Origin of the sequence: Mesorhizobium sp. M0140, assembly GCF_040322475.1 — a bacterium.
Taxonomy (GTDB): domain Bacteria; phylum Pseudomonadota; class Alphaproteobacteria; order Rhizobiales; family Rhizobiaceae; genus Mesorhizobium.
In genome coordinates, this window is sequence record NZ_JAMYTM010000008.1 from 147,203 (window position 1) to 169,749 (window position 22,547).

25 protein-coding genes and 1 tRNA gene are annotated in these 22,547 nt (G+C 62.1%); 16 read left to right on the plus strand and 10 right to left on the minus strand.

The features are described 5' to 3' along the window. The first annotated feature begins 31 nt into the window (after positions 1-31). From NKJ37_RS10915 to NKJ37_RS10925, 3 genes are all read left to right on the plus strand, one after another. Complete coding sequence (locus tag NKJ37_RS10915) at positions 32-1,807, plus strand: tetratricopeptide repeat protein (protein ID WP_023809895.1); 1,776 nt, start codon at positions 32-34, stop codon at positions 1,805-1,807. 198 nt (positions 1,808-2,005) lie between these two features. Further along, positions 2,006-2,809, plus strand: a complete 804-nt coding sequence (locus NKJ37_RS10920) for an alpha/beta fold hydrolase (protein ID WP_023809896.1) — start codon at positions 2,006-2,008, stop codon at positions 2,807-2,809. A gap of 113 nt (positions 2,810-2,922) precedes the next feature. Further along, positions 2,923-3,540, plus strand: a complete 618-nt coding sequence (locus tag NKJ37_RS10925; RefSeq protein WP_023809897.1) for a hypothetical protein — start codon at positions 2,923-2,925, stop codon at positions 3,538-3,540. On the opposite strand, the gene NKJ37_RS10930 is transcribed toward NKJ37_RS10925, so the two are convergent. Further along, positions 3,524-4,453 (minus strand): metallophosphoesterase family protein, encoded by a 930-nt coding sequence (locus NKJ37_RS10930; RefSeq protein WP_023809898.1) that lies wholly within the window; start codon positions 4,451-4,453, stop codon positions 3,524-3,526. The two genes, NKJ37_RS10925 and NKJ37_RS10930, sit on opposite strands and share 17 nt — an antisense overlap. Positions 4,454-4,506: 53 nt before the next feature. Here NKJ37_RS10930 and NKJ37_RS10935 point away from each other — a divergent pair, with 53 nt between their 5' ends. Then, positions 4,507-5,001: an NUDIX domain-containing protein gene (locus NKJ37_RS10935; protein ID WP_023809899.1), complete on the plus strand. Its 495-nt coding sequence runs from the start codon at positions 4,507-4,509 to the stop codon at positions 4,999-5,001. A gap of 1 nt (position 5,002) precedes the next feature. On the opposite strand, the gene NKJ37_RS10940 is transcribed toward NKJ37_RS10935, so the two are convergent. Then, positions 5,003-5,995 (minus strand): glutathione S-transferase family protein, encoded by a 993-nt coding sequence (locus NKJ37_RS10940; RefSeq protein ID WP_023809900.1) that lies wholly within the window; start codon positions 5,993-5,995, stop codon positions 5,003-5,005. A 275-nt stretch (positions 5,996-6,270) separates the two neighbouring features. On the opposite strand from NKJ37_RS10940, the gene NKJ37_RS10945 reads away from it, so the two are divergent. The 6 genes from NKJ37_RS10945 to NKJ37_RS10970 all read left to right on the plus strand — a co-directional run bounded on the left by NKJ37_RS10945 (position 6,271) and on the right by NKJ37_RS10970 (position 11,100). Further along, positions 6,271-6,807 (plus strand): GNAT family N-acetyltransferase, encoded by a 537-nt coding sequence (locus NKJ37_RS10945; protein WP_023809901.1) that lies wholly within the window; start codon positions 6,271-6,273, stop codon positions 6,805-6,807. Between the two features lie 61 nt (positions 6,808-6,868). Next, the gene (locus tag NKJ37_RS10950) at positions 6,869-7,630 is read left to right on the plus strand and encodes a 3-hydroxyacyl-CoA dehydrogenase (protein ID WP_023809902.1); all 762 of its coding nucleotides are present in this window, start codon (positions 6,869-6,871) and stop codon (positions 7,628-7,630) included. 6 nt (positions 7,631-7,636) lie between these two features. Then, a complete protein-coding gene (locus tag NKJ37_RS10955; protein ID WP_023809903.1) occupies positions 7,637-8,812 on the plus strand; it encodes a CaiB/BaiF CoA transferase family protein in 1,176 nt (391 codons plus the stop codon). Between the two features lie 31 nt (positions 8,813-8,843). Beyond that, positions 8,844-9,623 (plus strand): HugZ family pyridoxamine 5'-phosphate oxidase, encoded by a 780-nt coding sequence (locus NKJ37_RS10960; protein ID WP_023809904.1) that lies wholly within the window; start codon positions 8,844-8,846, stop codon positions 9,621-9,623. A gap of 152 nt (positions 9,624-9,775) precedes the next feature. Beyond that, complete coding sequence (locus tag NKJ37_RS10965) at positions 9,776-10,120, plus strand: ArsR/SmtB family transcription factor (protein WP_023809905.1); 345 nt, start codon at positions 9,776-9,778, stop codon at positions 10,118-10,120. A gap of 164 nt (positions 10,121-10,284) precedes the next feature. Next, entirely contained in the window at positions 10,285-11,100 is an 816-nt protein-coding gene (locus NKJ37_RS10970) for a TrmH family RNA methyltransferase (protein ID WP_352721701.1), read from the plus strand. 91 nt (positions 11,101-11,191) lie between these two features. On the opposite strand, the gene NKJ37_RS10975 is transcribed toward NKJ37_RS10970, so the two are convergent. Next, the gene (locus NKJ37_RS10975) at positions 11,192-12,328 is read right to left on the minus strand and encodes a coiled-coil domain-containing protein (protein ID WP_352630089.1); all 1,137 of its coding nucleotides are present in this window, start codon (positions 12,326-12,328) and stop codon (positions 11,192-11,194) included. Positions 12,329-12,517: 189 nt separating this feature from the next. Next, positions 12,518-13,054 carry a DUF1134 domain-containing protein gene (locus tag NKJ37_RS10980; protein WP_245273156.1) on the minus strand — a complete coding sequence of 179 codons (537 nt, stop codon included), beginning with the start codon at positions 13,052-13,054 and terminating at the stop codon, positions 12,518-12,520. A gap of 390 nt (positions 13,055-13,444) precedes the next feature. Between NKJ37_RS10980 and chpT the strand changes: the two genes are divergently transcribed. Together chpT and NKJ37_RS10990 are read left to right on the plus strand one after the other, a co-directional pair. Next, the gene (chpT, locus tag NKJ37_RS10985) at positions 13,445-14,074 is read left to right on the plus strand and encodes a histidine phosphotransferase ChpT (RefSeq protein ID WP_024504504.1); all 630 of its coding nucleotides are present in this window, start codon (positions 13,445-13,447) and stop codon (positions 14,072-14,074) included. Between the two features lie 239 nt (positions 14,075-14,313). Continuing rightward, on the plus strand, positions 14,314-14,718 hold the full coding sequence (locus NKJ37_RS10990; protein WP_024504503.1) for a response regulator: 405 nt from the start codon (positions 14,314-14,316) through the stop codon (positions 14,716-14,718). A 104-nt stretch (positions 14,719-14,822) separates the two neighbouring features. Here the strand turns inward: NKJ37_RS10990 and ctrA are convergent, their stop codons facing one another. After that, positions 14,823-15,518 (minus strand): response regulator transcription factor CtrA, encoded by a 696-nt coding sequence (gene ctrA, locus NKJ37_RS10995; RefSeq protein WP_006203583.1) that lies wholly within the window; start codon positions 15,516-15,518, stop codon positions 14,823-14,825. 451 nt (positions 15,519-15,969) lie between these two features. On the opposite strand from ctrA, the gene NKJ37_RS11000 reads away from it, so the two are divergent. Beyond that, the gene (locus NKJ37_RS11000; protein ID WP_013529907.1) at positions 15,970-16,347 is read left to right on the plus strand and encodes a flagellar export protein FliJ; all 378 of its coding nucleotides are present in this window, start codon (positions 15,970-15,972) and stop codon (positions 16,345-16,347) included. 86 nt (positions 16,348-16,433) lie between these two features. On the opposite strand, the gene NKJ37_RS11005 is transcribed toward NKJ37_RS11000, so the two are convergent. Beyond that, complete coding sequence (locus NKJ37_RS11005; protein ID WP_023809911.1) at positions 16,434-16,832, minus strand: winged helix-turn-helix transcriptional regulator; 399 nt, start codon at positions 16,830-16,832, stop codon at positions 16,434-16,436. A 90-nt stretch (positions 16,833-16,922) separates the two neighbouring features. Between NKJ37_RS11005 and NKJ37_RS11010 the strand changes: the two genes are divergently transcribed. Next, positions 16,923-17,849, plus strand: a complete 927-nt coding sequence (locus tag NKJ37_RS11010; RefSeq protein ID WP_352773819.1) for an NADP-dependent oxidoreductase — start codon at positions 16,923-16,925, stop codon at positions 17,847-17,849. A 64-nt stretch (positions 17,850-17,913) separates the two neighbouring features. Here NKJ37_RS11010 and sciP read toward each other — a convergent pair whose 3' ends face one another. Further along, complete coding sequence (gene sciP, locus NKJ37_RS11015; RefSeq protein WP_013529904.1) at positions 17,914-18,189, minus strand: CtrA inhibitor SciP; 276 nt, start codon at positions 18,187-18,189, stop codon at positions 17,914-17,916. Between the two features lie 288 nt (positions 18,190-18,477). On the opposite strand from sciP, the gene mnmA reads away from it, so the two are divergent. Beyond that, on the plus strand, positions 18,478-19,668 hold the full coding sequence (mnmA, locus tag NKJ37_RS11020) for a tRNA 2-thiouridine(34) synthase MnmA (protein ID WP_352773820.1): 1,191 nt from the start codon (positions 18,478-18,480) through the stop codon (positions 19,666-19,668). A 40-nt stretch (positions 19,669-19,708) separates the two neighbouring features. Here the strand turns inward: mnmA and NKJ37_RS11025 are convergent, their stop codons facing one another. Continuing rightward, on the minus strand, positions 19,709-20,674 hold the full coding sequence (locus tag NKJ37_RS11025; protein WP_352773821.1) for a Gfo/Idh/MocA family protein: 966 nt from the start codon (positions 20,672-20,674) through the stop codon (positions 19,709-19,711). 240 nt (positions 20,675-20,914) lie between these two features. Here NKJ37_RS11025 and NKJ37_RS11030 point away from each other — a divergent pair. Further along, positions 20,915-20,991, plus strand: a tRNA-Met gene (locus NKJ37_RS11030). 172 nt (positions 20,992-21,163) lie between these two features. Here the strand turns inward: NKJ37_RS11030 and NKJ37_RS11035 are convergent. After that, positions 21,164-21,592, minus strand: coding sequence for an acyl-CoA thioesterase (locus tag NKJ37_RS11035; RefSeq protein WP_352630095.1), 429 nt, complete (start codon positions 21,590-21,592; stop codon positions 21,164-21,166). Beyond that, positions 21,589-22,524 (minus strand): 3,5-dioxohexanoate:acetyl-CoA acetone transferase, encoded by a 936-nt coding sequence (gene kce / locus NKJ37_RS11040; RefSeq protein ID WP_352440332.1) that lies wholly within the window; start codon positions 22,522-22,524, stop codon positions 21,589-21,591. Before kce ends, NKJ37_RS11035 begins: the two co-directional genes overlap by 4 nt. Between the last annotated feature and the right edge of the window lie 23 nt (positions 22,525-22,547).

The following is a 22,547-nucleotide window of genomic DNA, read 5'->3' on the forward strand; positions in this document are numbered from 1 at the left end:
CAACCTGTGCCGACTTCGAGAGGATCGACACTTGCAGCATGCCACGCCTGCCGCCCCCGCAGTGCGCGAGACACTGGAGCGACTGCTTGCCAGCCAAACGTTCGGCCGATCCGAACGCGCGCGCAAGCTGCTGCGTTATCTTGTCGAACGTGAACAGGCCGGCGAAGCCGACAGGCTCAAGGGCTTTTCCATTGCCATGGATGTTTTCGGCAAGGACGGCGACTTCGATCCGTCCACCGATGCCGTGGTGCGTGTGCAGGCAGGCAGGCTGCGCGAGCTTCTGCAGCACTATTTTGCCAATGAGGGAATTGCCGAGCCGGTCCGCATCGCCATTCCGCGCGGCGGCTATGTTCCTGCCTATGAATTGAACGCGATCCGCCTGCCGGATATTGCCGAGGCTGTTCCCGAACTCAGGCTGGACGGCGTCGTATCCGCCGATCGGTCCAACGAAGCCGGCACGGGCATGCTGGACGCGATGTCTCTGGCTTCCGTACCGATTTCGCCTGCCCCCTCGGTGGCGCGCCATCTCCGCTTTTTCTGGATGGCGATCGCCTTGGTCATCGCCATGCTGGGCGTACTGATCCTTCGCCAGGGCAGCACTGCCTTGCTGGCAGGCGGCGACATCTCGGCAACGCCGGAGATCGCTGGCGCAAGCGCAAGCGTCACGGCATCGGCAAGGGCTGACGCCCTTCCGCAAGTCTATATCGGACTCAAGGCTGACGGCCCCGACGCCAGCCGTGTCGCCGCATCGCTGCGCGCCGGCCTGAGTGGCTTCGATACCATCGACTTCATCGGCCGCGACACCGTCGGCGATCCGGCTGACGACGCTGCGAGCTTCATATTCGACGTCCTGCCCGGACCGGACGCGGGCGACATCACGATCGAACTGCAAAGCATGGCGTCCGGACGGGTGCTTCTATCGCGCAATCTCACCCCCGCCGACAGCGCACCTGCCGCGGTCGAAGACCGTATCGCCGACATGCTGAGCTCGGCACTCCCCGCCTCCGGCACCATCTACAACTATATCGAGCAGACCGGCACGCCAAACGGCCTGACGCAATGTCTGCTGCTCAACGGCAAATATTATCTCGACCAGAACGCCAGGACCCATGAGGCAGCCTACCGTTGCCTCGAGAAGCTGGCCAATGGTGGAACCAAGTCCTCGCTCGTCTATTCGGAACTTGCTTCCCTGCATCTCGAGGCGGTGTCCGATCATTACGCCTATCCGCCCAATGCGACGATTGAGACAGCCGTCGAGTTTGCCCATCGCGGCGTGCAGATGGGTCCGACCAGCCCTTATGCGCATCGCTCCTACGGCTATGTCAGTTCGCGCCTCGGCAATACGGACGAAGCGATCCGCTGGATGCGCAAGGCCTATGAACTCAACCCCTACGACCTCGGCATGGCCGCCGCTTACGGCTACGGGCTGATCTTCGCCGGACGATATGCCGAGGGAACGCCGATCCTCGATCATGCGGCGGAGACCTTCAGCGGGCACCCGACATGGTGGGACTACGGGCTGTTCGTTGGTGAGTTCATGCTCGGCGACATGAACAAGGCGGTCGCGGCCAGCATGGCACTGAGAACGACGGCAACGAAATCACACTATCTGGCGGCGCGGCTGGTCGGCGCCAAGGCTGCCGGACAGGACCATCTGGTGAGCACGCTGCTGAAACAGCTGACCACCGAGTTCCCCAAATTTGCCGCCGATCCACGGGCGACTTTCGTCGAGCGGAAATATCCGGCCGACCTGACCGACCGGCTGGTCCAGGCACTCCGCGCTGCCGGGCTCGGCAGCCCAAGCTGACACCATCGACGTCCGCGCACTGGCTGCGCCGCGTCCCGATGGATTTCCTGCGCTCCGATCGCCGATTGCCGATTGGTGGCCAAGTTCTGTACACAACCGTACAAATCGCGAAAATTTTACTGGTCATCACGTTGGACTAGGAGCAATTCAGCCATCATTGGTGTCGCGCATTCTGCAATAACAAAAAAATCAGCTTTCATGACCGCATCACTTTTTGCCGCCGAAGAGGGTGTTGGCTCGAAGGCCATCGTCCTGCTGCACGGTTTCGGCGGCTGCCATGATGTATGGCGCGAGGTGATTTCCGCCCTGACGCCTTCCACGCATACGCTGGCCTATGATCTGCCTGGGTATGGGATGTCGCTCGATTTTCCCGCCGCCGGTCCGGCCAGGGTGGCGGCCAAGGCCGTGCTCGCCGATCTCTCTGAGCGTCGCCTGAAGCGCGTTCATCTCGTGGGCCACTCGATGGGCGGTGCCGTGGCGGCGCTGATGGCGCTGGCCGAGCCTGAAAAGATAGCCTCGCTGACGCTTCTGGCGCCGGGCGGCCTTGGCCCCGAAATCAATGGACCGCTATTGCGCCGCTATGCCGAAGCCTCGGATCGGTCCGAGATCCGCTCCTGCCTCGCCGTCATGTCGGGACCTTCAGCCCCGCCACTCGAACATATGGTGGACACCCTTTGGGAAATGCGCAGGCGACCCGGCCAACTCGAAAAGCTGGTCGAGATCGCAGCCGCCATGACCGTGGACGGTCGGCAAGGCGTCATCCCGCACGATCGCCTCGATGGACTGAACATGCCAGTGATGGTGGCATGGGGAACCAACGATGCGGTGCTGCCCTTTACCCAGGCGGATGACCTGCCGGCGCATTTTCACGTGCACCACGTGCTGGAGGCCGGCCATATGCTGGCTGAGGAAGCCCCCGGCCTTGTTGCCGAGATCATTCGCCGCAACACCAATCGTCGCGCCAGGCCACATCGCCAGAAATTCGCCGCAGCAGCCAGCTGACCTTTTTCGCACGACAACCTTCCTGGGCACCCCGGGGGCCGTCGATCTCGCCAGTGCATTTTGCCGGCGGCTGTGTTAACCCGGTGTTAACCAAACCCACGAGGCAGACGCCGATGAAGGAAGCAGGCGAGAAGACCATCGACCAGTCCAAGAAACTGTCCGATGCCATCCGTGATGTCAAAAATGCCTTCGCCGACCGCGACGACGTCGTCGTCGACATGCGCGAGGCGCATCGCATGCGCCTCGATCTGCTCGCCGCCGAACTGGCACCGGTTTTTGCCGATGTTCCGGCCGACATGGACAATTTCGACTTTGTCGTCTCGTCCGGCTTGCAGCCGCGCTTGTGGATCGACGCCATCAGTCATGTCGCCATGGGGCGCGACCGCCGGACCTATCGCTTCCTCAAGGACACCCGTATCGGCCGGGTGGTGCTTGCCGAATCCACCGAGATGAAGCCGGTTGCCCATTCCGTGACACGCTATGTCGCGGAGCGCATTGTCGAGCGTCAGAGGATGCTGGAAGGCGGCGTCGAACCGGCCGTCGCCGGCATGAAACGTGCCTATGTGCCGGAAGCCGAACCGCCGCTGCGCGCGACGGCGCGCGGCAAACGCTGGTCGGCCTTTCTGTCCGGGCTTGGCCTTGTGGCTGCCGGTGCCCTGGTCGGTCTTCTCGTGTCCATCGTCCTGTTCTGGGACCGCATCGTCGCCATGGTAGTCAGCTTGCGGCCATAGCGGCGCCAGTCACGGCACCGAGTTCCAGCGTCTGCAGATCGGATGGCGGCATGGACGGCCCGGTCAGGCCGCGCCGCGTCAGCCGGATCCGCCAGTTGCCCGTCTCGCCGTCAATGTCGAACAGATTGTACTGCGCCGCCGGGTTCTTGCCGCCCGGCGCCTGGCCGGCGGCGGCGACGCCGACCGCTGGAATCCTGACGCCGCGACCGCCGATGAAGAACAGCGACGGCAGATGTGAATGGCCGTGCAGGACAAGGTCGGCGCCGTGGCGGCGAATGATCTTGTTGAAGCGGGCAATGCCGAACAGCCGCTTGTGCTGCGGGACCGCGCCGCGCACCGGCGGATGATGGATCATGATGGCGCGGAACAGCCCCTGTCCGGCGGTATCCCCGAGGATTTTGCCGAGCCGCTTCGCTTGGCCTTCCATGAAGAAACCATTGGCCATGAAGGGTGCCGTGGCGCGCGCTGTCGAGACACCGATCAGCGCGACGTTGCCGCGCACGCGCAGATAGGGAAATGCGTTACGATCGACCGGCGTGTTGACGCCGTCGCCGCTCATCCACGCCGCCCAGGATCGGCAGACCTTGTCGAAGGCGCCTGGCACATAGGCGTCGTGGTTGCCCGGAACGACCGAAACATCATGCGCCGGCCCCAGCGTCTCCAACCAGTGCCTGGCCATCTCGATCTCGCCGTCGAGCGCCAGATTGACCAGGTCGCCGGTGACGGCGAGGTGGTCAGGCGTGTTCGCCTTGATGTCGGCGACGATCGTGTCAATCACCGCATCATGCATATGGCGGCGGCGGTTGCGCTGCCAGTTGACATAGCCGAGCACGCGCTTGGAGGCGAGATCGCGATAGGATACATCGGGGAGCGGCCCCAGATGGACATCGGAAATATGCGCGAGCCTGAACATACAACCTTCATAGGCGACCCGCGCGCGGCTTTCCACCCACGGTTTCGCTATCAATGACGAGCCCTGAAGATGCCTTCCGCCAGACCGGCTGGCCAGGTTTGAGGGCCAGGCTGTTCCATCTCTATTTCGTGCTGCGGAGGCCGATGACGCTTGGCGTGCGCGGCTTGATCCACGACAGGGCGTCCAGGTCCGTCTTCCTTATTCGCCATACCTATGTACCGGGCTGGCAGCTTCCCGGCGGCGGCGTCGAAGTCGGCGAGACGATGAACGAGGCACTGGCCCGTGAACTGGCCGAGGAAGGCAACATCGCTCTCACCGCCCCGCCGGTGCTCAAATCGATGCATTTCAACCGCCGCTCCAGCCGCCGCGACCATGTCGGCTTTTATTTGCTCGAGCATTTCAGCCAGACGGCGCCGAAGCTGCCGGACCACGAAATCGCCGAAGCCGGCTTCTTCCCGCTCGACGGCTTGCCGCAGGGCACGACGCCGGCGACGCTGCGCCGGATCGCCGAGGTTTTTGACGGCGAGCAGCCCTCGCCCTACTGGTAGATCAGGCTGCCGCTTTCTCGAAGCGCGCCCGGTCATGCCGTGCGGCATAATCCAGATCCGGTCCGACAGGCACGATCCGCGTCGGATTGATTGTCTGGTGGCTGCCGTAATAATGCGCCTTGATATGATGCAGATTCACCGTCCCGGCCACATCAGGCACCTGATAGAGATCGCGCAGATAGTTGGACAGGTTCGGGTAGTCGGCGATACGGCGCAGATTGCATTTGAAATGGCCGACATAGACCGGATCGAAGCGCACCAGCGTGGTGAACAGCCGCCAGTCGGCTTCGGTGATACGATCGCCGACGAGATAGCGCTGCTTCGACAGCCGCTCCTCCAGCGTATCCAGCGCTGTGAACAATTCACCGAACGCCTCTTCATAGGCACGTTGCGTGGTGGCGAAGCCGGCGCGATAGACGCCGTTGTTGACCGCGGGATAGACCAGCGCATTGATCCGATCGATCTCGCCGCGCAACGCCTTCGGATAGAAATCGAGGCTGGCGTCGCCCCATTCGTCGAAGGCTGAATTCAGCATGCGGATGATTTCGGAAGACTCATTGGAGACGATGGTCTGCTCCTTTTTGTCCCACAGCACCGGCACCGTCACCCGGCCCGAATAGGCGGGATCGGCCTTGGCATAGATCTGGTGCAGGAAGTCGAGGCCGTAAAGCGTGTCGCCCGTGGCGCCGTCCTCAGCCACGAACGTCCAGCCGTTGGCGCCCATGAAATGATGCACCACCGACACCGATATGACGCCTTCCAGCTTCTTCAGCGCGCGAAAGATCAACGTCCGGTGGGCCCACGGACAGGCAAGCGAGACATAGAGGTGATAGCGGCCGGGCTCGGCCTTGAAACCGCGCGTCCGGCCTTCAGCCGGCTTGCCGTCAACAGTGATCCAGTCGCGCCATTGCGACTGCGTCCGCACGAAGCTGCCACCATTGTCCGCCGTATCATACCAGCGATCCTGCCATCTTCCTTCAACCAGCAATCCCATGCAAATCTCCTTGCGTCCTGTTGGTTGATGTAGGCACAAGGCTGCCCTGTCGAAGACGTCAGGTGCTGAACAGACCGTCACTTGGCAGAAATGACGGACAAAAACGGCCGATTGCAGCGGCGGGAAATTGATGCTAGCGCACAATCCGCATGTTCGACTTTGCTTTGATCCGGTTTGACCGACGACGAAAGGGCGCCCGCGCTTGATGAAGCGCTGACTGGCGAATGCTGCCGTTTGCAGCAAACCTCTCCTCCTTGTATCGGACCGCAACGACCATGAGCCTTGCCGACGTGAAATACCTGCCGGAAACCCCGGCGCACGACCCCGAGATCGAAGCCATCAACGACGAAGCCTTCGGGCCCGGCCGCTTTGTGCTGGCCGCTTACAAGATCCGTGAAGCCGGAGGGCACGAGCGCTCGCTGTCCTTTGTCGCCGTCGACGGCGACCTTGTCGTCGCCTCGGTGCGCATGACCCGCATCGCCGCCGGCGCCGGCCGCGCATTGATGCTCGGGCCGCTCGCGGTGCGGCCGGCCTTCAAGAATCTCGGCATCGGCCGCCGGCTGGTGGCGATCGCGCTGGAGGCCGCCGCCCGGGCCGGCGCACCTGCCGTAATGCTGGTCGGTGACGAGCCCTATTACGGGCCGCTCGGTTTCAAGCGGATTCCGCGCGGCCAGATTTCGATGCCGCGCCCCGTCGATCTCGACCGGCTGCTGTCGCACGAGATCGCGCCGGGCGCGGTAGCCAGGCTCTTGGGCGAGGTCGGCCACGCCGATCAGGCCAGGGTGGCCGATCCTACCGCGGCGATGGCTTGACCTTTCCCTTCGATCTGGCGCCTGATCCATCCCACTGTTCCCGAGATCAAAGGATGACGCCATGAACCCGAACGGCCAGATCGCGATCGTCACCGGCGGCGGCTCCGGCCTTGGCGAGGCAACGGCGCGCGCGCTGGCGGCCAAGGGCGCCCGCGTCGCCATCTTCGATGTCGGTATCGATCGCGCGGCCAAGGTCGCGGCCGAGATCGGCGGTATAGCCGTCCAGTGCGACGTCAGCAGCGCCGACAGCGGGACCGCTGCCCTCGCCGACGTTACGGCCAAGCTTGGCCAGCCACGGATCCTGGTCAACTGCGCCGGCATCGCCATCGGCGTGAAGACGATCGGCAAGGATGGTCCCCACCCCCTTGATCAGTATCGCAAGGTGATCGAGGTCAATCTGATCGGCACGTTCAACATGATCCGCCTCGTTGCCGAGCGCGCGTCGAAGCTCGAGCCGCTGCAGTGCGGCGAGCGCGGCGTCATCGTCAACACCGCTTCGGTTGCCGCTTATGATGGCCAGATCGGTCAGGCCGCCTATGCGGCTTCCAAGGGCGGCGTCGTCGGCATGACGCTGCCGGTGGCGCGCGATCTTGCCCGTTCCGGCATCCGCGTCTGCACCATCGCGCCCGGCATCTTCAAGACGCCGATGATGGCCGGCATGCCGCAAGAGGTGCAGGATTCGCTGGGCGCCGCCGTGCCTTTCCCGTCGCGCCTGGGCGAACCGTCCGAATACGCCGCGCTCGCCCTGCACATCGTCGAGAACCAGATGCTGAACGGCGAGACCATTCGTCTCGACGGCGCCATTCGCATGGCGCCGAAATAGAAGGTCATGAGCGCCGGCCTGTCCGCTGCCGCTAAAACCGGGCCGCTGGCCGGGCTGAAGGTGATCGAGATGGCCGGGCTCGGCCCGGTGCCGCTGGCCGGCCTGATGCTGTCGGAGATGGGCGCGCAAGTGTTGCGCATCGAACGGGCGGGGACGAGCCAGTTCCTGTCGCTGCCGGATGAGTACAACATCGACCGCCATGGCCGCGCCGTCCTGCGCCTCGACCTGAAGCGCCGTGAAGGCACCGATCTGTTGCTGCGCCTTGCCGAAAAGGCGGACATGTTGCTCGAAAGCTTTCGCCCGGGCGTCATGGAGCGGCTCGGCCTCGGCCCGGAAGCGGTGCTGGCGCGTAACCCCGCGCTGATCTACGGCCGTATGACCGGCTTCGGCCAGGACGGCCCGCTCGCCGGCCGCGCCGGCCACGACATCACCTACCTCGCCTATAGCGGCGTGCTGCACGCCATCGGCCATGCCGACGGCCGTCCGGTCCCGCCGCTCAACCTTGTCGCCGACTATGGCGGTGGCGCCATGATGCTGATGGCCGGCGTGCTGGCCGCCCTATTCCAACGTTCGCGCACCGGCAAGGGTGAAGTCATCGACGCCGCGATGGTCGACGGTGCCTCGATGCTGGCGGTGCCCCTGCACGCCTTGATGGCGGCCGGCTTGTGGAGCGACAAGCGCGGCGCGAACCTGCTCGATTCCGGCGCCCCGTTCTACGATACCTATGAGACGTCGGACGGACGCCATATCGCCATCGGCTGTCTCGAGCCGCAATTCTTCGCCGAATTCGCCAGGCTGCTGCCGCTCGACGAGCGCTTTGCGTCCGGCCAGTACGACAAGGCCCTGTGGCCGCCGATGCGCGCCGCCATTGCCGATCGGATCCGGCAGAAACCACGCGACGACTGGGACCTTCTGTTCACGCAAACCGATGCCTGCGTTGCACCCGTCCTGTCGCTGCAAGAGGCGAAGCACCACCCGCACAATCGGGCACGCAACGCCTCTGTGACGACAGGTGCATTTGAGCGCCCGGCCCCCGCGCCGCGTTTCTCGAGCTCGCAACCGACATTGGCCCCTATGCCAGGCAATGAGGATGTGTCGCCATCGGAAATTCTGGCACGTTTCGGCTTTGCGAAAGCCGAGATCGACGACCTTGTCAAATCCAGCTTGCTGACCGATAACTAGAGAAGAAAGATCAACTTACTGTGGTGCTGCCTTGGACGAGCCGAAAAAGGACGTGATCCGCGAGACGGACGCCGAAGCGATCCGGCTGGCGAAGACGCTTCTGCGCAGCGCCCGCTTTGGCGCCCTGGCGGTGATCGAACCGCAAACCGGCTCGCCGCTGGCCAGCAGGGTCGGCGTGGCCACCGACATCGACGGCGCGCCGCTGATCCTGGTTTCGATGCTTTCGGCGCACACCGGCGCTCTGCTTGCCGATCCGCGCTGTTCCCTGTTGCTCGGCGAACCGGGCAAGGGCGACCCGCTGGCGCACCCGCGCCTGACATTGATCTGCCAGGCGGCACGGCTTGAGCGCGGATCAGCCGAACACGCCCGCACCGAGCGCCGTTATCTCAATCACAATCCCAGGGCGAATCTTTACGCCGGTCTCGGCGACTTTTCGATCTTTCGCCTCGGTCCGCAACGCGCCAGCCTCAACGGCGGCTTCGGCAAGGCCTATCAGCTCGATCGATCGGATTTGCTCGCCAGCGGACCGGTCGTCGAGGAACTCGCGGCGCGCGAACAATCCGCCATCGACCACATGAACGCCGACCATCTCGACGCAATCGCCGTTTACGCACAGCATTTCGCCAAAGCGTCCGGAAACGGCTGGCGTGTTGCCGGATTCGATGCCGATGGCATGGATCTGGTGTCGGGCGACGATGTTTGCCGGGTCTTTTACCCACACCCTTTGGCGGCGGCAGGCGAATTGCGGCACGTTCTGGTCGATATGGCCAAGGCCGGCCGAGCCATGGCCGACGCCGGGACTGAGACTTAATTATGCTGGATCAAAAGCAACACTTGAGATTTAAGTGAAATGCTCTACCTTTTGGTGACGCTGAATCGCCAGCGCCGATCGACAAGTGAATTTATGGAATCAGACGCCATTGCCCCCATGGCGTCGGGATGAACAGGAAGCATGGGGGATCGATGGTCTCGACAAAGCTAATCGTGAACGCCGAATCGGCGGCAGAGTTTCTCATGCTGATGGGCAATGAGAAGCGACTGTTGATCATGAGCTATCTCGCCGAAGGTGAAATGTCGGTTGGAGCCATTGCTGAGAAGGTGATGCTCAGCCAATCCGCCCTGTCCCAGCACCTCGCCAAGTTGCGGGCGCTCGACCTGGTCGAGACCCGCCGCGACCGGCAGATGATCTACTACTCCTGCAAATCCGACGCCGTGCGAGAACTGCTTGTCATGCTGGACGGCATTTTCGGCAGCGGCAAGGATGACCTCTCCCAGATGGCGCACCGTTTGCGCCGTGCTGGAACCTGACCACATAGCGCCGATCTCGCCGGTGATTTCAGAGCGACATGCGCCCATCCGGGGCGCACAAAGCTGGCTGATTGTCCCGAATTGTCGCATCGTGCTTTCCAAACAAGATGAGCGCCGGGAAGCGGTCCGGATTTTCGGGCCGATGCGACGGTCGCGAGGAATGCATGGATCCCATTCGCATCGACGACCCGCAAGATCCGCGCGTCGCTGCCTATCTCGACATTCGCGAGCGTGACCTCGCCGGCCGGCAAGGCCGCTTCGTCGCCGAAGGCAAGGTGGTGCTCGACCTGCTGCTCTCGACCGGGCGCTTTGCCGCCGAATCGATCCTGGTCCTGGAAAACCGGCTGGCAGGTCTCGACAACATCCTGAGCAAGGCGCCCGCCGACCTCCCGGTCTATGTCGCCACCAGCGCGGTGATGGACGCTATCGCCGGATTTCATATGCATCGCGGCATCCTGGCCATTGGCCGCAAGGGAGAGCCGCAGCCGGCCGAAGACCTGCTCGATGGCTTGCCGCCTCGGGCGCTCGTCGTAGTGCTCGTCGGTATCGCCAACCATGACAATGTGGGCTCGATCTTCCGCAATGCCGCCGCCTTTGGCGCTGACGCGGTTCTGCTGGATGCGACATGCTGCGACCCGCTCTATCGCAAGGCGATCCGCGTTTCGGTCGGCGCCGCGCTCAAAATCCCCTTCGCATCGTTCTCCGACACCGCCGGCTTCACAACGATGCTCGCCCGACGTGGCTTCGAACAATTCGCGCTGTCGCCACGCGGGAAGACCGACATCCGCGATGCGCAGCGCAGTAAGCGCCTGGCGCTCTATCTCGGCACCGAGGGCGAAGGCTTGCCGGACAACCTGCTCGCAAGCCTGCGCAACGTGCGGATTACCATGGCGGAAGGCTTCGACAGCCTGAATGTCGCCGCGGCTTCAGCCATCGCGCTGCATCATTTTTCGGCTAGAGCAATTCTAGGAAAAGTGTGAAGCGGTTTTCCGTCCAGAATTGCGTCAAAGCAAAGAGTTAGGGCATTTCGCCGTTTCCGTGAAACGGTGAAATACTCTAAAGAAGCCTGATTCAGCTTGTCGCGTCAGCCTTCTGCAGCGCGCGCACGCGGTCGGCAAGACTGCGGTCATCGTTGCCGGAGCGGGCGTCCGACGGTACCGCCAATGCCTTGGCGATCGGCGAACCAGGCCCCTCGAGCTTGGCCGTCAGATGGACGACCTCCGCCGCCAGTTCGTTCATCTGCTCGCGCAAGGCGGAGCTGCTGTCCGTGGCCTTGGACACTGCCAGTGCGGTGAGATCCGCCTTCAGCCGCTTGTTCTCTCGCGCCAGCGCCGCCAGCCTCGCCTCGAGCTGCTCACGGTCACTGTCGAGCTTGGCGATTGCCTTGTCGAAATCATCGCTCCCCGCGACATCGCCGCCCTTGCCGACCAGCCGCAAGGCTGGCGCGCTGTCTTCGGATTTCGATCTTTCGCGCATGCGTGCCAGTTCCTTTTCGCGGCGGTCGAGTTTGTCTTCGCGATCGGCAAGTGTGGCCAGCAGCCGCTCGACCTTCTTGTCGAGCTCGGCGGTCCTTTTCTTCTCGGCTTTCAGGGCCTCCCGCGCGGCCTTGCTTTCAGCCACGATTTCCTGGCCGCGCCTGTCGGCTTCCTTGCGCTGGCCGCGCAGCATCGCAATGTCACTGGCGAGCTTCTGCATTTCGGACTCTCGCGCCACGAGCTCGATCTGCCGGCTGCTCGAGGAAAAACTGGCGTCGTCATACATGCGCTCCAGCTTTTCCAGCTCAACTGCGCGCTTTTCCAGCTTGCGCTCGGTTTCCTTCAGCCGCTCCGAAAGCTGCTGCAACTCGCCCTCTCGTTGACGCAGCGCTTCGTTCTTCGCGCCCAGCTCGGTCAGCGCCTGGTTCTTGTCCGTCCGCTCGACCGCCAGGCCCTTTATGGCCTCGCGACCGCGATTGATCTCGACGAGTTGTTCGGCCGCCTTCTCTCGCAACGCCTTGACGCCGATTTCCAGGCGGCGCGTCGTCATAGCGTATTCGGCGCGGATGCGATCCTTGTCCGCCTGGATCTCGGTTTGCGTCAGAGGGATCGAGGATTCGACGCGTCTGCGTGTAAGCGCGACCGCACGACGCCATATGGCCGGAGCCACCATGAGCGCCAGAAAGCCAGCGCAGAGAAAGCCGAGGACGAAGAACAGGACCGACTGGACCAAGTGACTACCCGTTGTGGCCGGTAAGCATCAAACCAGATAAACCAAAAGCGCATAGAGCGCTTGACTGTGCCACGTTGACATGGCGGAAATCCAGCGTTGCGGCAAGGGTTTGCCGCAACGCCACGAGTTTAATGCATGTCGACCCAAAAGCGGTCCCGGTTTTGGGCAACGACAGCCAAGGACTTCAGCTTAGAACGGATTCCAGGTGGCGCGCTCGGTAAGCTTCAGATAGCCGAGATTGACGCCAAGCCGGGCACCGACACCGGTGCGGATCGGCACCAAAATCACATTGTTGTTCTTCAGCACGTTGAAGCCGACGCCGGCCACCACATAGGCCGAACCGGCGACGCCGCCATAGCGGTTGTAGAGGCTGCCCACATCGTCGAGATTGTAGACCAGCATCATCACCCGCGACCCCTCGCCGCCGAAATCCCAGCCGAGTGACGGGCCTTGCCAGAACACTTTGTGGTCGCCGGCATTCTTGGTGTAGAGCGTGCCTTCGCCATAGGTCAGGCCACCGATCAGCGCACCCGAGCCTTCTTCGCCCAGCAGATAGCCGTTGGGCAGGCCGTAGGAGGCAAAAATCTTCTCGATCACCGTGGCGAGCCCGCCCGATGTCGCGCCAAAAAATTTGTGACCGGAATCGACAATCTCCTGAGCGGTGTATTCCTGGGCCCGCAGGGCTGAAGTCGAGAAGACGAGAACGCCCAGGAGCGTGACCGCCATTGAGAAGACACGGAGAAAGCTCCGGTCGTAGTATCGGGAAAACATGCTTCCAATCTCCGTCAGGGAGCACCTTCGCCGACGCCTCGCACCCCGTACGGCTCTTTTAGCCGGCCGTTAAGGGTAACTGTTAGGGCAAACTATGCCGTAATCCTTTTTCAACCATTAAGCTCACACATGAACATGGCGGTTCGAAGGCTGTTTGGGGTCGCTCAAGTGGGGCCGGCAGCCTGCGTGAACACGCCATTTGCCACAACCACAATTTGGATTTGTTGCTGCACGCACGGGCGCTGTGTATTCAGAAAGCCCGAGGAGAGAGTGCGTGATTCGTGTGGCAGGCGACGATCGATCGCCCGGCCACGAGTTGTGAGATTTTGCAGGGATTTTTCGCCGATGGCCGATCTGTTCACCCTTTCCGCACCCGATCTGGCAGCGCTTTTGTGCAGTCGGGTCTGCCACGACATCATCTCGCCGGTCGGCGCGATCAACAACGGGCTCGAATTGCTTGATGAAGGCGGCGCCGACGAGGACGCCATGAAGCTGATCCGCCAGAGCGCCCGCAACGCTTCGGCCCGCCTGCAGTTCGCCCGCATCGCCTTCGGTGCCGCCGGCTCGGCCGGCATGTTGATCGATACCGGCGATGCCGAAGCGGTCGCCATCGCCTTCCTCAAGAACGAAAAGCCGGAACTGACCTGGAACGGGCCCCGCGCGTTGCTGCCCAAGAACAAGGTCAAGCTGCTGCTCAACCTGATCCTCGTCGCCAATGCCGCCATTCCGCGCGGCGGCAAGCTTTCCGTGACGCTGGAAAATCTTGAGACCGAACCGCGTTTCGCGCTTGCGTCGGCTGGCCCGATGCTGCGTGTGCCGCCGAAGTTCCTCGAACTGCATTCCGGCCACAAGCCGGAGGAACCGATCGACGCGCATTCCGTGCAGCCCTACTACACGCTGCTTCTGGCGCGCGAAGCCGGCATGACGATATCGATCCACGCGACGCCGGAAGAAATCGTGCTTTCTGCGGCCTGATTGCGCAGCCGATAAAGCGAAGTATTTCTACACTGAAATCTGTAATTCCAGCTCATCGACTTGGGAGGCATCTGTTCGTCCAGGCAGTGCCAAAGCATTCGCGAATAAAAGCAGGCACCTGCCCATCTTTGTAAAAATTTTACCTAACGCCTTTTCGGCTTCTTTACCAGATTGGCCTATGGTCCGCCCTGGATGCCCCCGACGCTACCGGACTGCCAGAAGGCAAAGAGGACCCGGAAATGAAACGCTGCATGTTCGTCGACGATTCAAGCGTCATCAGGAAGGTTGCAAAACGCATCCTGGGCGGCTCCGAAATGATTGTCATCGAGGCTGCCAGCGGACTTGACGCGCTGGAGATGTGCGCCGCCGACATGCCCGACATCATCGTCGTCGATGGCGCCTTGCCCGACGTACCGGCGGTCGATCTCATCCGCCGCGTCCGCGCCATGGAGAGCCCGATAAGGCCGCAGATCCTGATTTCCCTGGTCGAGCTCGATATTGCTTCGATCATGCGGGCCAAGCGCGCCGGCGCCCAGGGCTATCTCTTGAAGCCATTCAACCGCCCGCAGCTGCTCGAGCGCTTTCGCACCTTGAAGAGCGCACCTGATTCGGCATCCTTGAGCAATTCCAGAAAAAGTGCGTGACGGTTGTCTGCTCGGAAGCCCAAAAACAGAGTGTTACCAGCCCATCATGCAAAAACCCGGCCGAAGCCGGGTTTTCTATTGAAAAGATTCGAACGATTCGTCGCTCAGGCGCTGACGCGAATGTCTTCCGGTTCGCGCAGCACATAGCCGCGTCCCCAGACCGTTTCGATGTAGTTCTGACCGCCTGATGCCGCGTCGAGCTTTTTGCGCAGCTTGCAGATGAAGACGTCGATGATCTTCAACTCAGGCTCGTCCATGCCGCCATAGAGGTGGTTGAGGAACATTTCCTTGGTCAGCGTGGTGCCTTTGCGCAGCGAAAGCAACTCCAGCATCTGGTATTCCTTGCCGGTCAGGTGCACGCGCTGGCCGCCGACTTCGACGGTCTTGGCATCGAGGTTGACCACCAGGTCGCCGGTGGTGATGACCGACTGGGCGTGGCCCTTGGAGCGCCGCACGATGGCATGAATGCGGGCAACCAGCTCATCCTTGTGGAACGGCTTGGTCATGTAGTCGTCCGCGCCGAAGCCGAGGCCGCGCACCTTGTCCTCGATGCCGGCCATGCCGGAGAGGATGAGAATAGGTGTCTTGACCTTGGAAAGGCGAAGCGTTCTCAAGACCTCGTAGCCCGACATGTCAGGCAGGTTGAGATCGAGAAGAATGATATCGTAGTCGTAGAGCTTGCCTAGATCGACGCCCTCTTCACCGAGATCGGTCGTGTAGACGTTGAAACTTTCCGATTTCAGCATCAGTTCGATGCTTTGTGCGGTTGCACTGTCATCTTCTATCAGCAGAACACGCATTTCATTCCCCTTTTCTGCTGCCGGACCATTTCACGACCCGTCCGGACCCGGAGCAGTGGTTGCCTTGTGCAGAGGCTGCCATTGAATGGTTAACAAATCCTAATTTCCCGTCGATGACGGTACCAGATTTTTTAACCTCTTTCTACACCCTCTTGAATCTAATAACGAATCTCAGAACCAAATTCCTAATGCAACACATTAACAACCTGGACTAAGCGACTCCAGGGACTCATCGACGTCGCTTCCGCATCGGTGGCCGGAATTTTTACCCGGCCTTAAGTCCTGACCCGTATGATTAACAATGCCCGTAAACGAATGGTTACCGTCGGCAAAAAACTTTAGGGTTTTGTTCCCATAGTTCGGGGAAAGGCGGTGGACACGGGTGCGGCCTGGGCGTTTCCAGGTGGTTTGGACGATAGATGCGGGTGTGCGTTTCCGGGAGTACCGAATCATGAAGTCACGTGAAAACCTCGTTCGGCTGAAACAGTTTCAGGTGAATGAGAAGCGGCGGCAGCTGCTGCAGCTCGACATGATGATCGCCGAGTTCGAACGCATGGCCGTCGAACTGGAGCTTCAGATCACCGCCGAGGAAAAGAAGGCCGGCATCACCGACATCAACCATTTCGCCTATCCAACCTTCGCCAAGGCGGCTCGCCTGCGCCGCGACAACCTCAGGAATTCCCAAAGCGACCTCGCGCAGCAGCGAAGCGCCGCCGAATCATTACTCGGCGAAGCTGAAGCGGAGCTTTCCAAGGCGGAAATGCTGGAATCGCGCGACACGAAGATCCGCGAAGCGGAAGTCGGTGGCCGCAGCGCCATGATCGGCTAAGACCTGGCGGTTTGCCGCGCCAACGCCCGCCATCAGGCTGGCGCATTGTCGCGGCTTGCGGCTCCGGCGGGAAAAATGAATCCGCCCTACGCGGCCCAATCCCCTTCACTCTCGGCAATTGCCCTTGCACGGGCATCCTTGATATCCGGCGCATGCTGCTCCGCCCATGACCTGATCTGGGTAAGCAGTCCCGCCAGGTTCTGGCCGAGCTCGGTCAATTCATATTCGACGCGCGGCGGAATGACCGGGAAGATCTCGCGCCGCACCAGGCCGTCGCGCTCGAGCACCCGCAGCGTCTGCGTCAGCATCTTCGGCGTGATGCCTTCGAGCTTGCGGGCGAGCTCGCCATTGCGCAGCCGGCCTTTGCGCAGCGCGCAAACCACCAGATAGACCCATTTGCTGGCCAGCATCTCCAGCACGGTGTGCGAAGGACACGTCCGCCGGAACGCATCATAGCCGAAACCGCAATCATCTTCACTATCCATGGGGTGCGTATATATCAGGAAGGTACATACTGGACAAGAGACTATTACTATCCAAATGATAGTGGCATCAACCGAGCAGGAGACATCTCAATGCGTGCCGTTATCCAGAAATCCGTCGGCGGACCCGACGTCCTTGTCATCGCCGATCAGCCGGATCCCACGCCAGAGGCCGGCGAAGTGCTGGTTCGCGTCAAGGCCGCAGGCATCAATCCGGTCGACGGCGCCGTCCGTGCCGGCTACTACCCCTTGCTCGGCGAGCCGCCCTTCATCCTGGGTTGGGACATCTCGGGAACTGTCGAAGCACTCGGCCCCGGCGTCACCGGCTTCAAGATCGGCGACGAGGTGTTCGGCATGCCGCGCTTCCCCAAGCAGGCGGCGGCCTATGCCGAGCTGGCTGCCGTGCCTGCCGATCAAATCGCACTGAAGCCGAAGGGCGCGGACCACCTCCAGACGGGCGCCTTGCCGCTGGCCGGCCTCACCGCCTGGCAAGGGCTTGTTCGTCACGGCCGACTGAAATCGGATCGGCGCGTATTGGTGCATGCGGGAGCCGGCGGCGTCGGTCATCTGGCGGTGCAGATCGCCAAGGCGCGCAGCGCCTACGTCGTCGCCACGGCCAGCCCGGGCAAGCTCGATTTCGTCCGCAAACTGGGCGCCGACGAAGTCATCGACTACACCAAGGGCGATTTCACCGATCAGGTCCGCGACATCGATCTGGTGCTGGATCCAATGGGCGGCGACCACGCCCAACGCTCGCTGAAGGTGCTCAAGCGTGGCGGCGTGCTGGTGTCATTGCTCGATGTCAGCGACAACACAAGGGCCCAGGCCGGCGCGCGAGACATTCGGGTCGAGCGTATGTCCGTCGTGCCCGACAGTGAGGGCCTGCTGGAACTGGCTCGGTTGATCGATGCCAACAAGCTTGCCGTCCATGTGGCGAAGAGCTTCCCGCTGGACCAGGCGGGGGCCGCTCACGCCTTCCTCGCCACCAAGCCGATCGGCAAGGTTGTGCTGTCGCTCTGAGCGGGAGCGGTGAAAAACAGAAGGGCGCGGGGTTAGCCGCGCCCTTCGTCTAAATTCGCGATGGTCAGTGCCGGTATTGCTGGATGCGTGTCGTGCGCAGCCCGGCAAGGCCATATTCGTCGATCGACGCCTGCCAGGACAGGAATTCCTCGGTGGTGAGCTTGTAGCGTTGGCATGCCTCGTCCAGGCTCAAAAGCCCGCCGCGCACGGCCGCAACCACTTCCGCCTTACGCCGGATAACCCAGCGACGTGTATTGGTCGGCGGCAGATCGGCAATCGTAAGAGGGCTGCCGTCAGGCCCGATAACATATTTGACTCTCGGTCTAACCAGATCGGTCATCGTACTCTCTACAAAAAACTCAAAGACCCAATCCCCGCCACGTTACCGCCACAGCTTTAAAAATTGCCTAAGCAGACCCTAATGACTAGGTAAGGATCATGAACGCCGCGTTAGTCTTTTCGCCGGCATTTGAAACATCTGCCCGCAAACCCTGATTTGCCGGGGAAAATGCATCCCCTGGCGGAGATCGGACGCAACCGGTGAATCGCCCTGCACGCTGGCGCGCCGGTAAAGCTTGACCTATATTCTCGACATTGGCATTGAGGCGCCGTGCAGAACGAAAGCATCATGAACAGTCTCGATCTTCCCGGACGTCCCGAAAACACCCGCATCGTCGTCGCCATGTCGGGCGGTGTCGATTCCTCTGTCGTCGCCGGCCTGCTGAAACGTGAGGGCTACGACGTCGTCGGCGTCACCTTGCAGCTCTACGACCACGGCGCGGCGACGCACCGCGCCGGCTCATGCTGCGCCGGGCAGGACATCGACGATGCCCGCCGTGTCTCCGAGACGCTCGGCATCCCCCATTATGTGCTCGACTACGAGGAACGCTTCCGCAAGGCGGTCATCGATCCCTTCGCCGAGAGCTACGTCGCCGGCGAGACGCCGATCCCGTGCGTTTCCTGCAATCAGACGGTGAAGTTCGCCGACCTCCTGGCCACCGCCAAGGAGCTCGGCGCCGACGCGCTGGCCACCGGCCACTACATCCGTTCCGGCGCCAACGGCGCCCACCGCGCGCTCTACAGGCCGGTCGACGCCGACCGTGACCAGAGTTATTTCCTGTTCGCCACCACGCAGGCACAGATCGATTATCTGCGCTTTCCCCTTGGCGGCCTGCCGAAGCCTCAGGTTCGCGCCATTGCCGAGGAGATGGGGCTGGCGGTTGCCGCCAAGCAGGACAGTCAGGACATCTGCTTCGTGCCGCAGGGCAAGTATTCCGACATCATCGCCAAGCTGAAGCCGACCGCCGCCAATCCGGGCGACATCGTCCACATCGACGGCCGCGTGCTCGGCCGCCATGAGGGCATCCTGCGCTACACGATCGGCCAGCGCCGTGGCATCGGCATCGCTTCCGGCGAGCCGCTTTACGTCGTCCATCTCGATGCCGACCGCGCTCGCGTCGTGGTCGGCCCGCGCGAGGCGCTGGAGACGCACAAGATCTATCTGCGCAATATGAACTGGCTGGGCGACGGACCGCTCACAGACGTCCCTGCAGGCGGCCTTGAGCTGTTCGCCAAGGTCCGCTCGACGCGGCCGCCGCGCCCGGCCGTGCTGCATCATCGTGCCGGTGCCACATGGGTGGAACTGGTCGACGGCGAGTCCGGCATCGCGCCGGGCCAGGCCTGCGTGCTCTACTCCGATGACGGCAACGAAGCTCGCGTGTTCGGCGGCGGCTTCATCGAGCGTTCGGAGCGTGGCGCCGAGGCCGAGGCGATGCTGACCCGGCTTGCCGCCAGGCCGGCCCAGATTCCTGCCGAATAAGATACCTGCCGAATAAGATACCCGCCGAATAATCCGCGCTTCAGGAATTCGACTTGGTGTGGGTGACCGTGCCGGCGGTCAGGATGCGCAGCACCCTGATCGCTTCCTCGCCGCTGGTACGCGGTTCGGCACGCGTCTCGATGCACTGGATGAAATGCTCCAGCTCGCGTGTCAGCGGCATGCCCTGGGCAACCGCGACATAGGACGGCTCATTGGTGGTGAAGGCCCATTGGCCGCTGTCCTGCCACACCGCGTGGCGGTAGACGGCAAGCTTGCGTTCCCATGGCTCGACATCGTCGAACACCGCCATCGCCTTGGTGCCGACCACGGTGAGCCGCCGCTCGCGATAGGGGTTGAGCCGCGAGGTGAAGAGATGGCTGCGCAGGCCGTTCGGAAAGCGCATGTGCAGATGGGCGAAATCGCTGAGACTGTCGAGCAGCGCGGCGCCCTCGCCGCGCACCTCGATCGGCTCGGTGCCGGTGATCGCCAGGATCATCGACAAATCGTGCGGGGCCAGGTCCCACAGCGCATCGTTCTCGGTGTGGAACTTGCCGAGGCCGAGGCGGTGCGAGTGGATGTAGCGCACTTCGCCGAGTTCGCCCTTGTCGATGAGCCCTTTCAGCGTCTCGAAAGCGGGGTGGAAGCGCAGGACATGGCCGACCATGAAGACGCGGCCATTGTCCTTGGCCGCCCGCACCGCGCGCTCGGCGTCGGCAACCGTCAGCGCGATCGGCTTTTCCACCAGCACGTCCTTGCCGGCCGCGACGGCACGCACGGCAAGGTCGGCATGGAATTGCGGCGGCAGCGCCATGACGATGGCGTCGATATCGTCACGCACGAACAACTGGTCCGGCTCGATCGCCAGGCAGTCCTGCTCGCTGGCGAAGCCTTCTGCCCGAGCCCGGTTGGTATCGGAGACCGCGTGCAGCGCGCCGAGCGCCTTGAGAGTGCGGATGTGGTTGCTGCCCCAGTATCCGCAACCGAGGACTGCTATGCGCGGCTTCATCTGTTTCAAACTCTAAAAACTCTTGGCCGAGACATAGCGACGTGCCCCTTCGAACTCAACCCCGGCGGCGGCAACCAAATGTCCGCACGGCAAAGCTTTTCGATAATGACGATAAGCCGGCAAGCCGGTTGCTTCGAAGCTTGACAGGCTCACCCTCCCAACCTTATATCCGCGCGACCTTGGCGAACGCCTCCGACATGCCTTTCGATTTGAGGCGGATTTCGGGCCTTTCGCCGCCCTGGCGGGGTAGCTCAGTTGGTTAGAGCACGGGAATCATAATCCTGGGGTCGGGGGTTCAAGTCCCTCTCCCGCTACCACTTCAAACCCCACTATCGTACGCAATGGCCGATTGTGGCGGGCTGCCCAATGCGGTGTCCTGTGCGATAGCGGCTATATCTGACCTTCCTAGTAGAAGCCTTCAGCGACCTACAGCATCTCGCTCAGTGACGCCAATGCGGCTAACGATGCCGTCACCAGACATTCTCGCCGTCACCCACGCGTATCGGCTTCACCCCTCGGGAGTTTCGCGCTCGCCTGCCGGGCTTCGCCTTCGATCTCGATCTTGCTCCGCGCTTGAAGATCGAAGCGCACGGTTACAGTGCGCATGCGCGCATGCAGGACTCCGTCCAGCGTACCGCGCATTTCATGCAGATAAGTCAGCGACGATTTCCCAAGCTTTTCTATAACGCTGCGAACGGTGACCAGAGTTCCCACCGCGGTTTCATGCACGTAGTCGATCTCCATCCTCACATCCGCCCAGCCGAGGGTCGGCGTCAAACGAGGATCGGCAATCCTGCCCAGCAACTGGAAACTGGCGTCATCAAACATGGCCACATAATGACGAACGTTGAGATGGCCCATCGCGTCGCACATCCAAGGATGCACGACGCCGACATAGGTTTCGATGCCGGGCGTCAAAACCCGACCTCGTTTGCGCCCTTGAGATCCAGCAGTTGACGGGCTTCGTCGGGCGTCGCGATTTCGAGCGATAACTCGTTGAGAATGCGCTTTATCTTGGCAACCTGTTCGGCATTGCTCTTAGCGAGCGTGCCCTTGGCGACATAGAGGCTGTCTTCCAAACCGACCCGTACATTGCCGCCCATGATCGCGCCCATCGTGCAGAGATTTATCTGGTGCTTGCCCGCGGCAAGGATCGACCAGAGATAGTCGTCTCCGAACAGCCGATCAGCCGTCCTGCGCATGTGCATCATGTCTTCTGGGTCGGCGCCGATTCCGCCCAGCAGCCCGAAGATCGTCTGGACGAAAAGCGGCGGCTTCAGCAGCTTGCGGTCTAGAAAGTGCGCAAGCGTGTAGAGGTGACTGACATCGTAGCACTCGAACTCGAACTTCGTGCCGTAGGCCTGGCCGACTTCGACGATGATACGCTCGATCTGCTCGAACGTGTTGGAGACGATGCCCTTCTTTGTGTCTTCCAGGTAGCCCTTCTCCCAGTCGTACTTCCAGTCGGTGTATTTCGGCGCGATGTGGTGCAGGGCGAAATTCATAGATCCCATATTGAGCGAGCAGAGTTCCGGCTTCGAAGCGTGCGCGGCTTCAAGGCGCTCTTCGAGGGTCATCTTCAGCCCGCCGCCGGTGGAAATGTTCATCACGGCGTCGGTCTGCTGCTTGATGCGCGGCAGGAAATCCATAAACAGCTTTGGATCAGGGGTAGGCTTGCCGGTCTCCGGATCGCGGGCATGCAGATGGATCACCGACGCTCCGGCTTCGGCTGCTCCGACAGCGGCGTCGACGATCTCGGACGGCGTTATCGGCAGATACGGGCTCATCGTCGGCGTGTGGATCGAGCCGGTGACCGCACAGGTTATGACGACTTTCGGCGATTTCTTCATGGTTGAACTCTCCCTTGTCTGCC

Bases quoted from the DNA above. Each gene is read 5' to 3' on its own strand.
- NKJ37_RS10920 (WP_023809896.1), top strand. From the start codon at position 2,006: ATGACCGCATCACTTTTTGCCGCCGAAGAGGGTGTTGGCTCGAAGGCC.
- NKJ37_RS10925 (WP_023809897.1), top strand. From the start codon at position 2,923: ATGAAGGAAGCAGGCGAGAAGACCATCGACCAGTCCAAGAAACTGTCC.
- NKJ37_RS10930 (WP_023809898.1), bottom strand. From the start codon at position 4,453: ATGTTCAGGCTCGCGCATATTTCCGATGTCCATCTGGGGCCGCTCCCC.
- NKJ37_RS10935 (WP_023809899.1), top strand. From the start codon at position 4,507: ATGACGAGCCCTGAAGATGCCTTCCGCCAGACCGGCTGGCCAGGTTTG.
- NKJ37_RS10940 (WP_023809900.1), bottom strand. From the start codon at position 5,995: ATGGGATTGCTGGTTGAAGGAAGATGGCAGGATCGCTGGTATGATACG.
- NKJ37_RS10945 (WP_023809901.1), top strand. From the start codon at position 6,271: ATGAGCCTTGCCGACGTGAAATACCTGCCGGAAACCCCGGCGCACGAC.
- NKJ37_RS10950 (WP_023809902.1), top strand. From the start codon at position 6,869: ATGAACCCGAACGGCCAGATCGCGATCGTCACCGGCGGCGGCTCCGGC.
- NKJ37_RS10955 (WP_023809903.1), top strand. From the start codon at position 7,637: ATGAGCGCCGGCCTGTCCGCTGCCGCTAAAACCGGGCCGCTGGCCGGG.
- NKJ37_RS10965 (WP_023809905.1), top strand. From the start codon at position 9,776: ATGGTCTCGACAAAGCTAATCGTGAACGCCGAATCGGCGGCAGAGTTT.
- NKJ37_RS10970 (WP_352721701.1), top strand. From the start codon at position 10,285: ATGGATCCCATTCGCATCGACGACCCGCAAGATCCGCGCGTCGCTGCC.
- NKJ37_RS10980 (WP_245273156.1), bottom strand. From the start codon at position 13,054: ATGGCGGTCACGCTCCTGGGCGTTCTCGTCTTCTCGACTTCAGCCCTG.
- chpT (WP_024504504.1), top strand. From the start codon at position 13,445: ATGGCCGATCTGTTCACCCTTTCCGCACCCGATCTGGCAGCGCTTTTG.
- NKJ37_RS10990 (WP_024504503.1), top strand. From the start codon at position 14,314: ATGAAACGCTGCATGTTCGTCGACGATTCAAGCGTCATCAGGAAGGTT.
- ctrA (WP_006203583.1), bottom strand. From the start codon at position 15,518: ATGCGTGTTCTGCTGATAGAAGATGACAGTGCAACCGCACAAAGCATC.
- NKJ37_RS11000 (WP_013529907.1), top strand. From the start codon at position 15,970: ATGAAGTCACGTGAAAACCTCGTTCGGCTGAAACAGTTTCAGGTGAAT.
- NKJ37_RS11005 (WP_023809911.1), bottom strand. From the start codon at position 16,832: ATGGATAGTGAAGATGATTGCGGTTTCGGCTATGATGCGTTCCGGCGG.
- NKJ37_RS11010 (WP_352773819.1), top strand. From the start codon at position 16,923: ATGCGTGCCGTTATCCAGAAATCCGTCGGCGGACCCGACGTCCTTGTC.
- sciP (WP_013529904.1), bottom strand. From the start codon at position 18,189: ATGACCGATCTGGTTAGACCGAGAGTCAAATATGTTATCGGGCCTGAC.
- mnmA (WP_352773820.1), top strand. From the start codon at position 18,478: ATGAACAGTCTCGATCTTCCCGGACGTCCCGAAAACACCCGCATCGTC.
- NKJ37_RS11025 (WP_352773821.1), bottom strand. From the start codon at position 20,674: ATGAAGCCGCGCATAGCAGTCCTCGGTTGCGGATACTGGGGCAGCAAC.
- kce (WP_352440332.1), bottom strand. From the start codon at position 22,524: ATGAAGAAATCGCCGAAAGTCGTCATAACCTGTGCGGTCACCGGCTCG.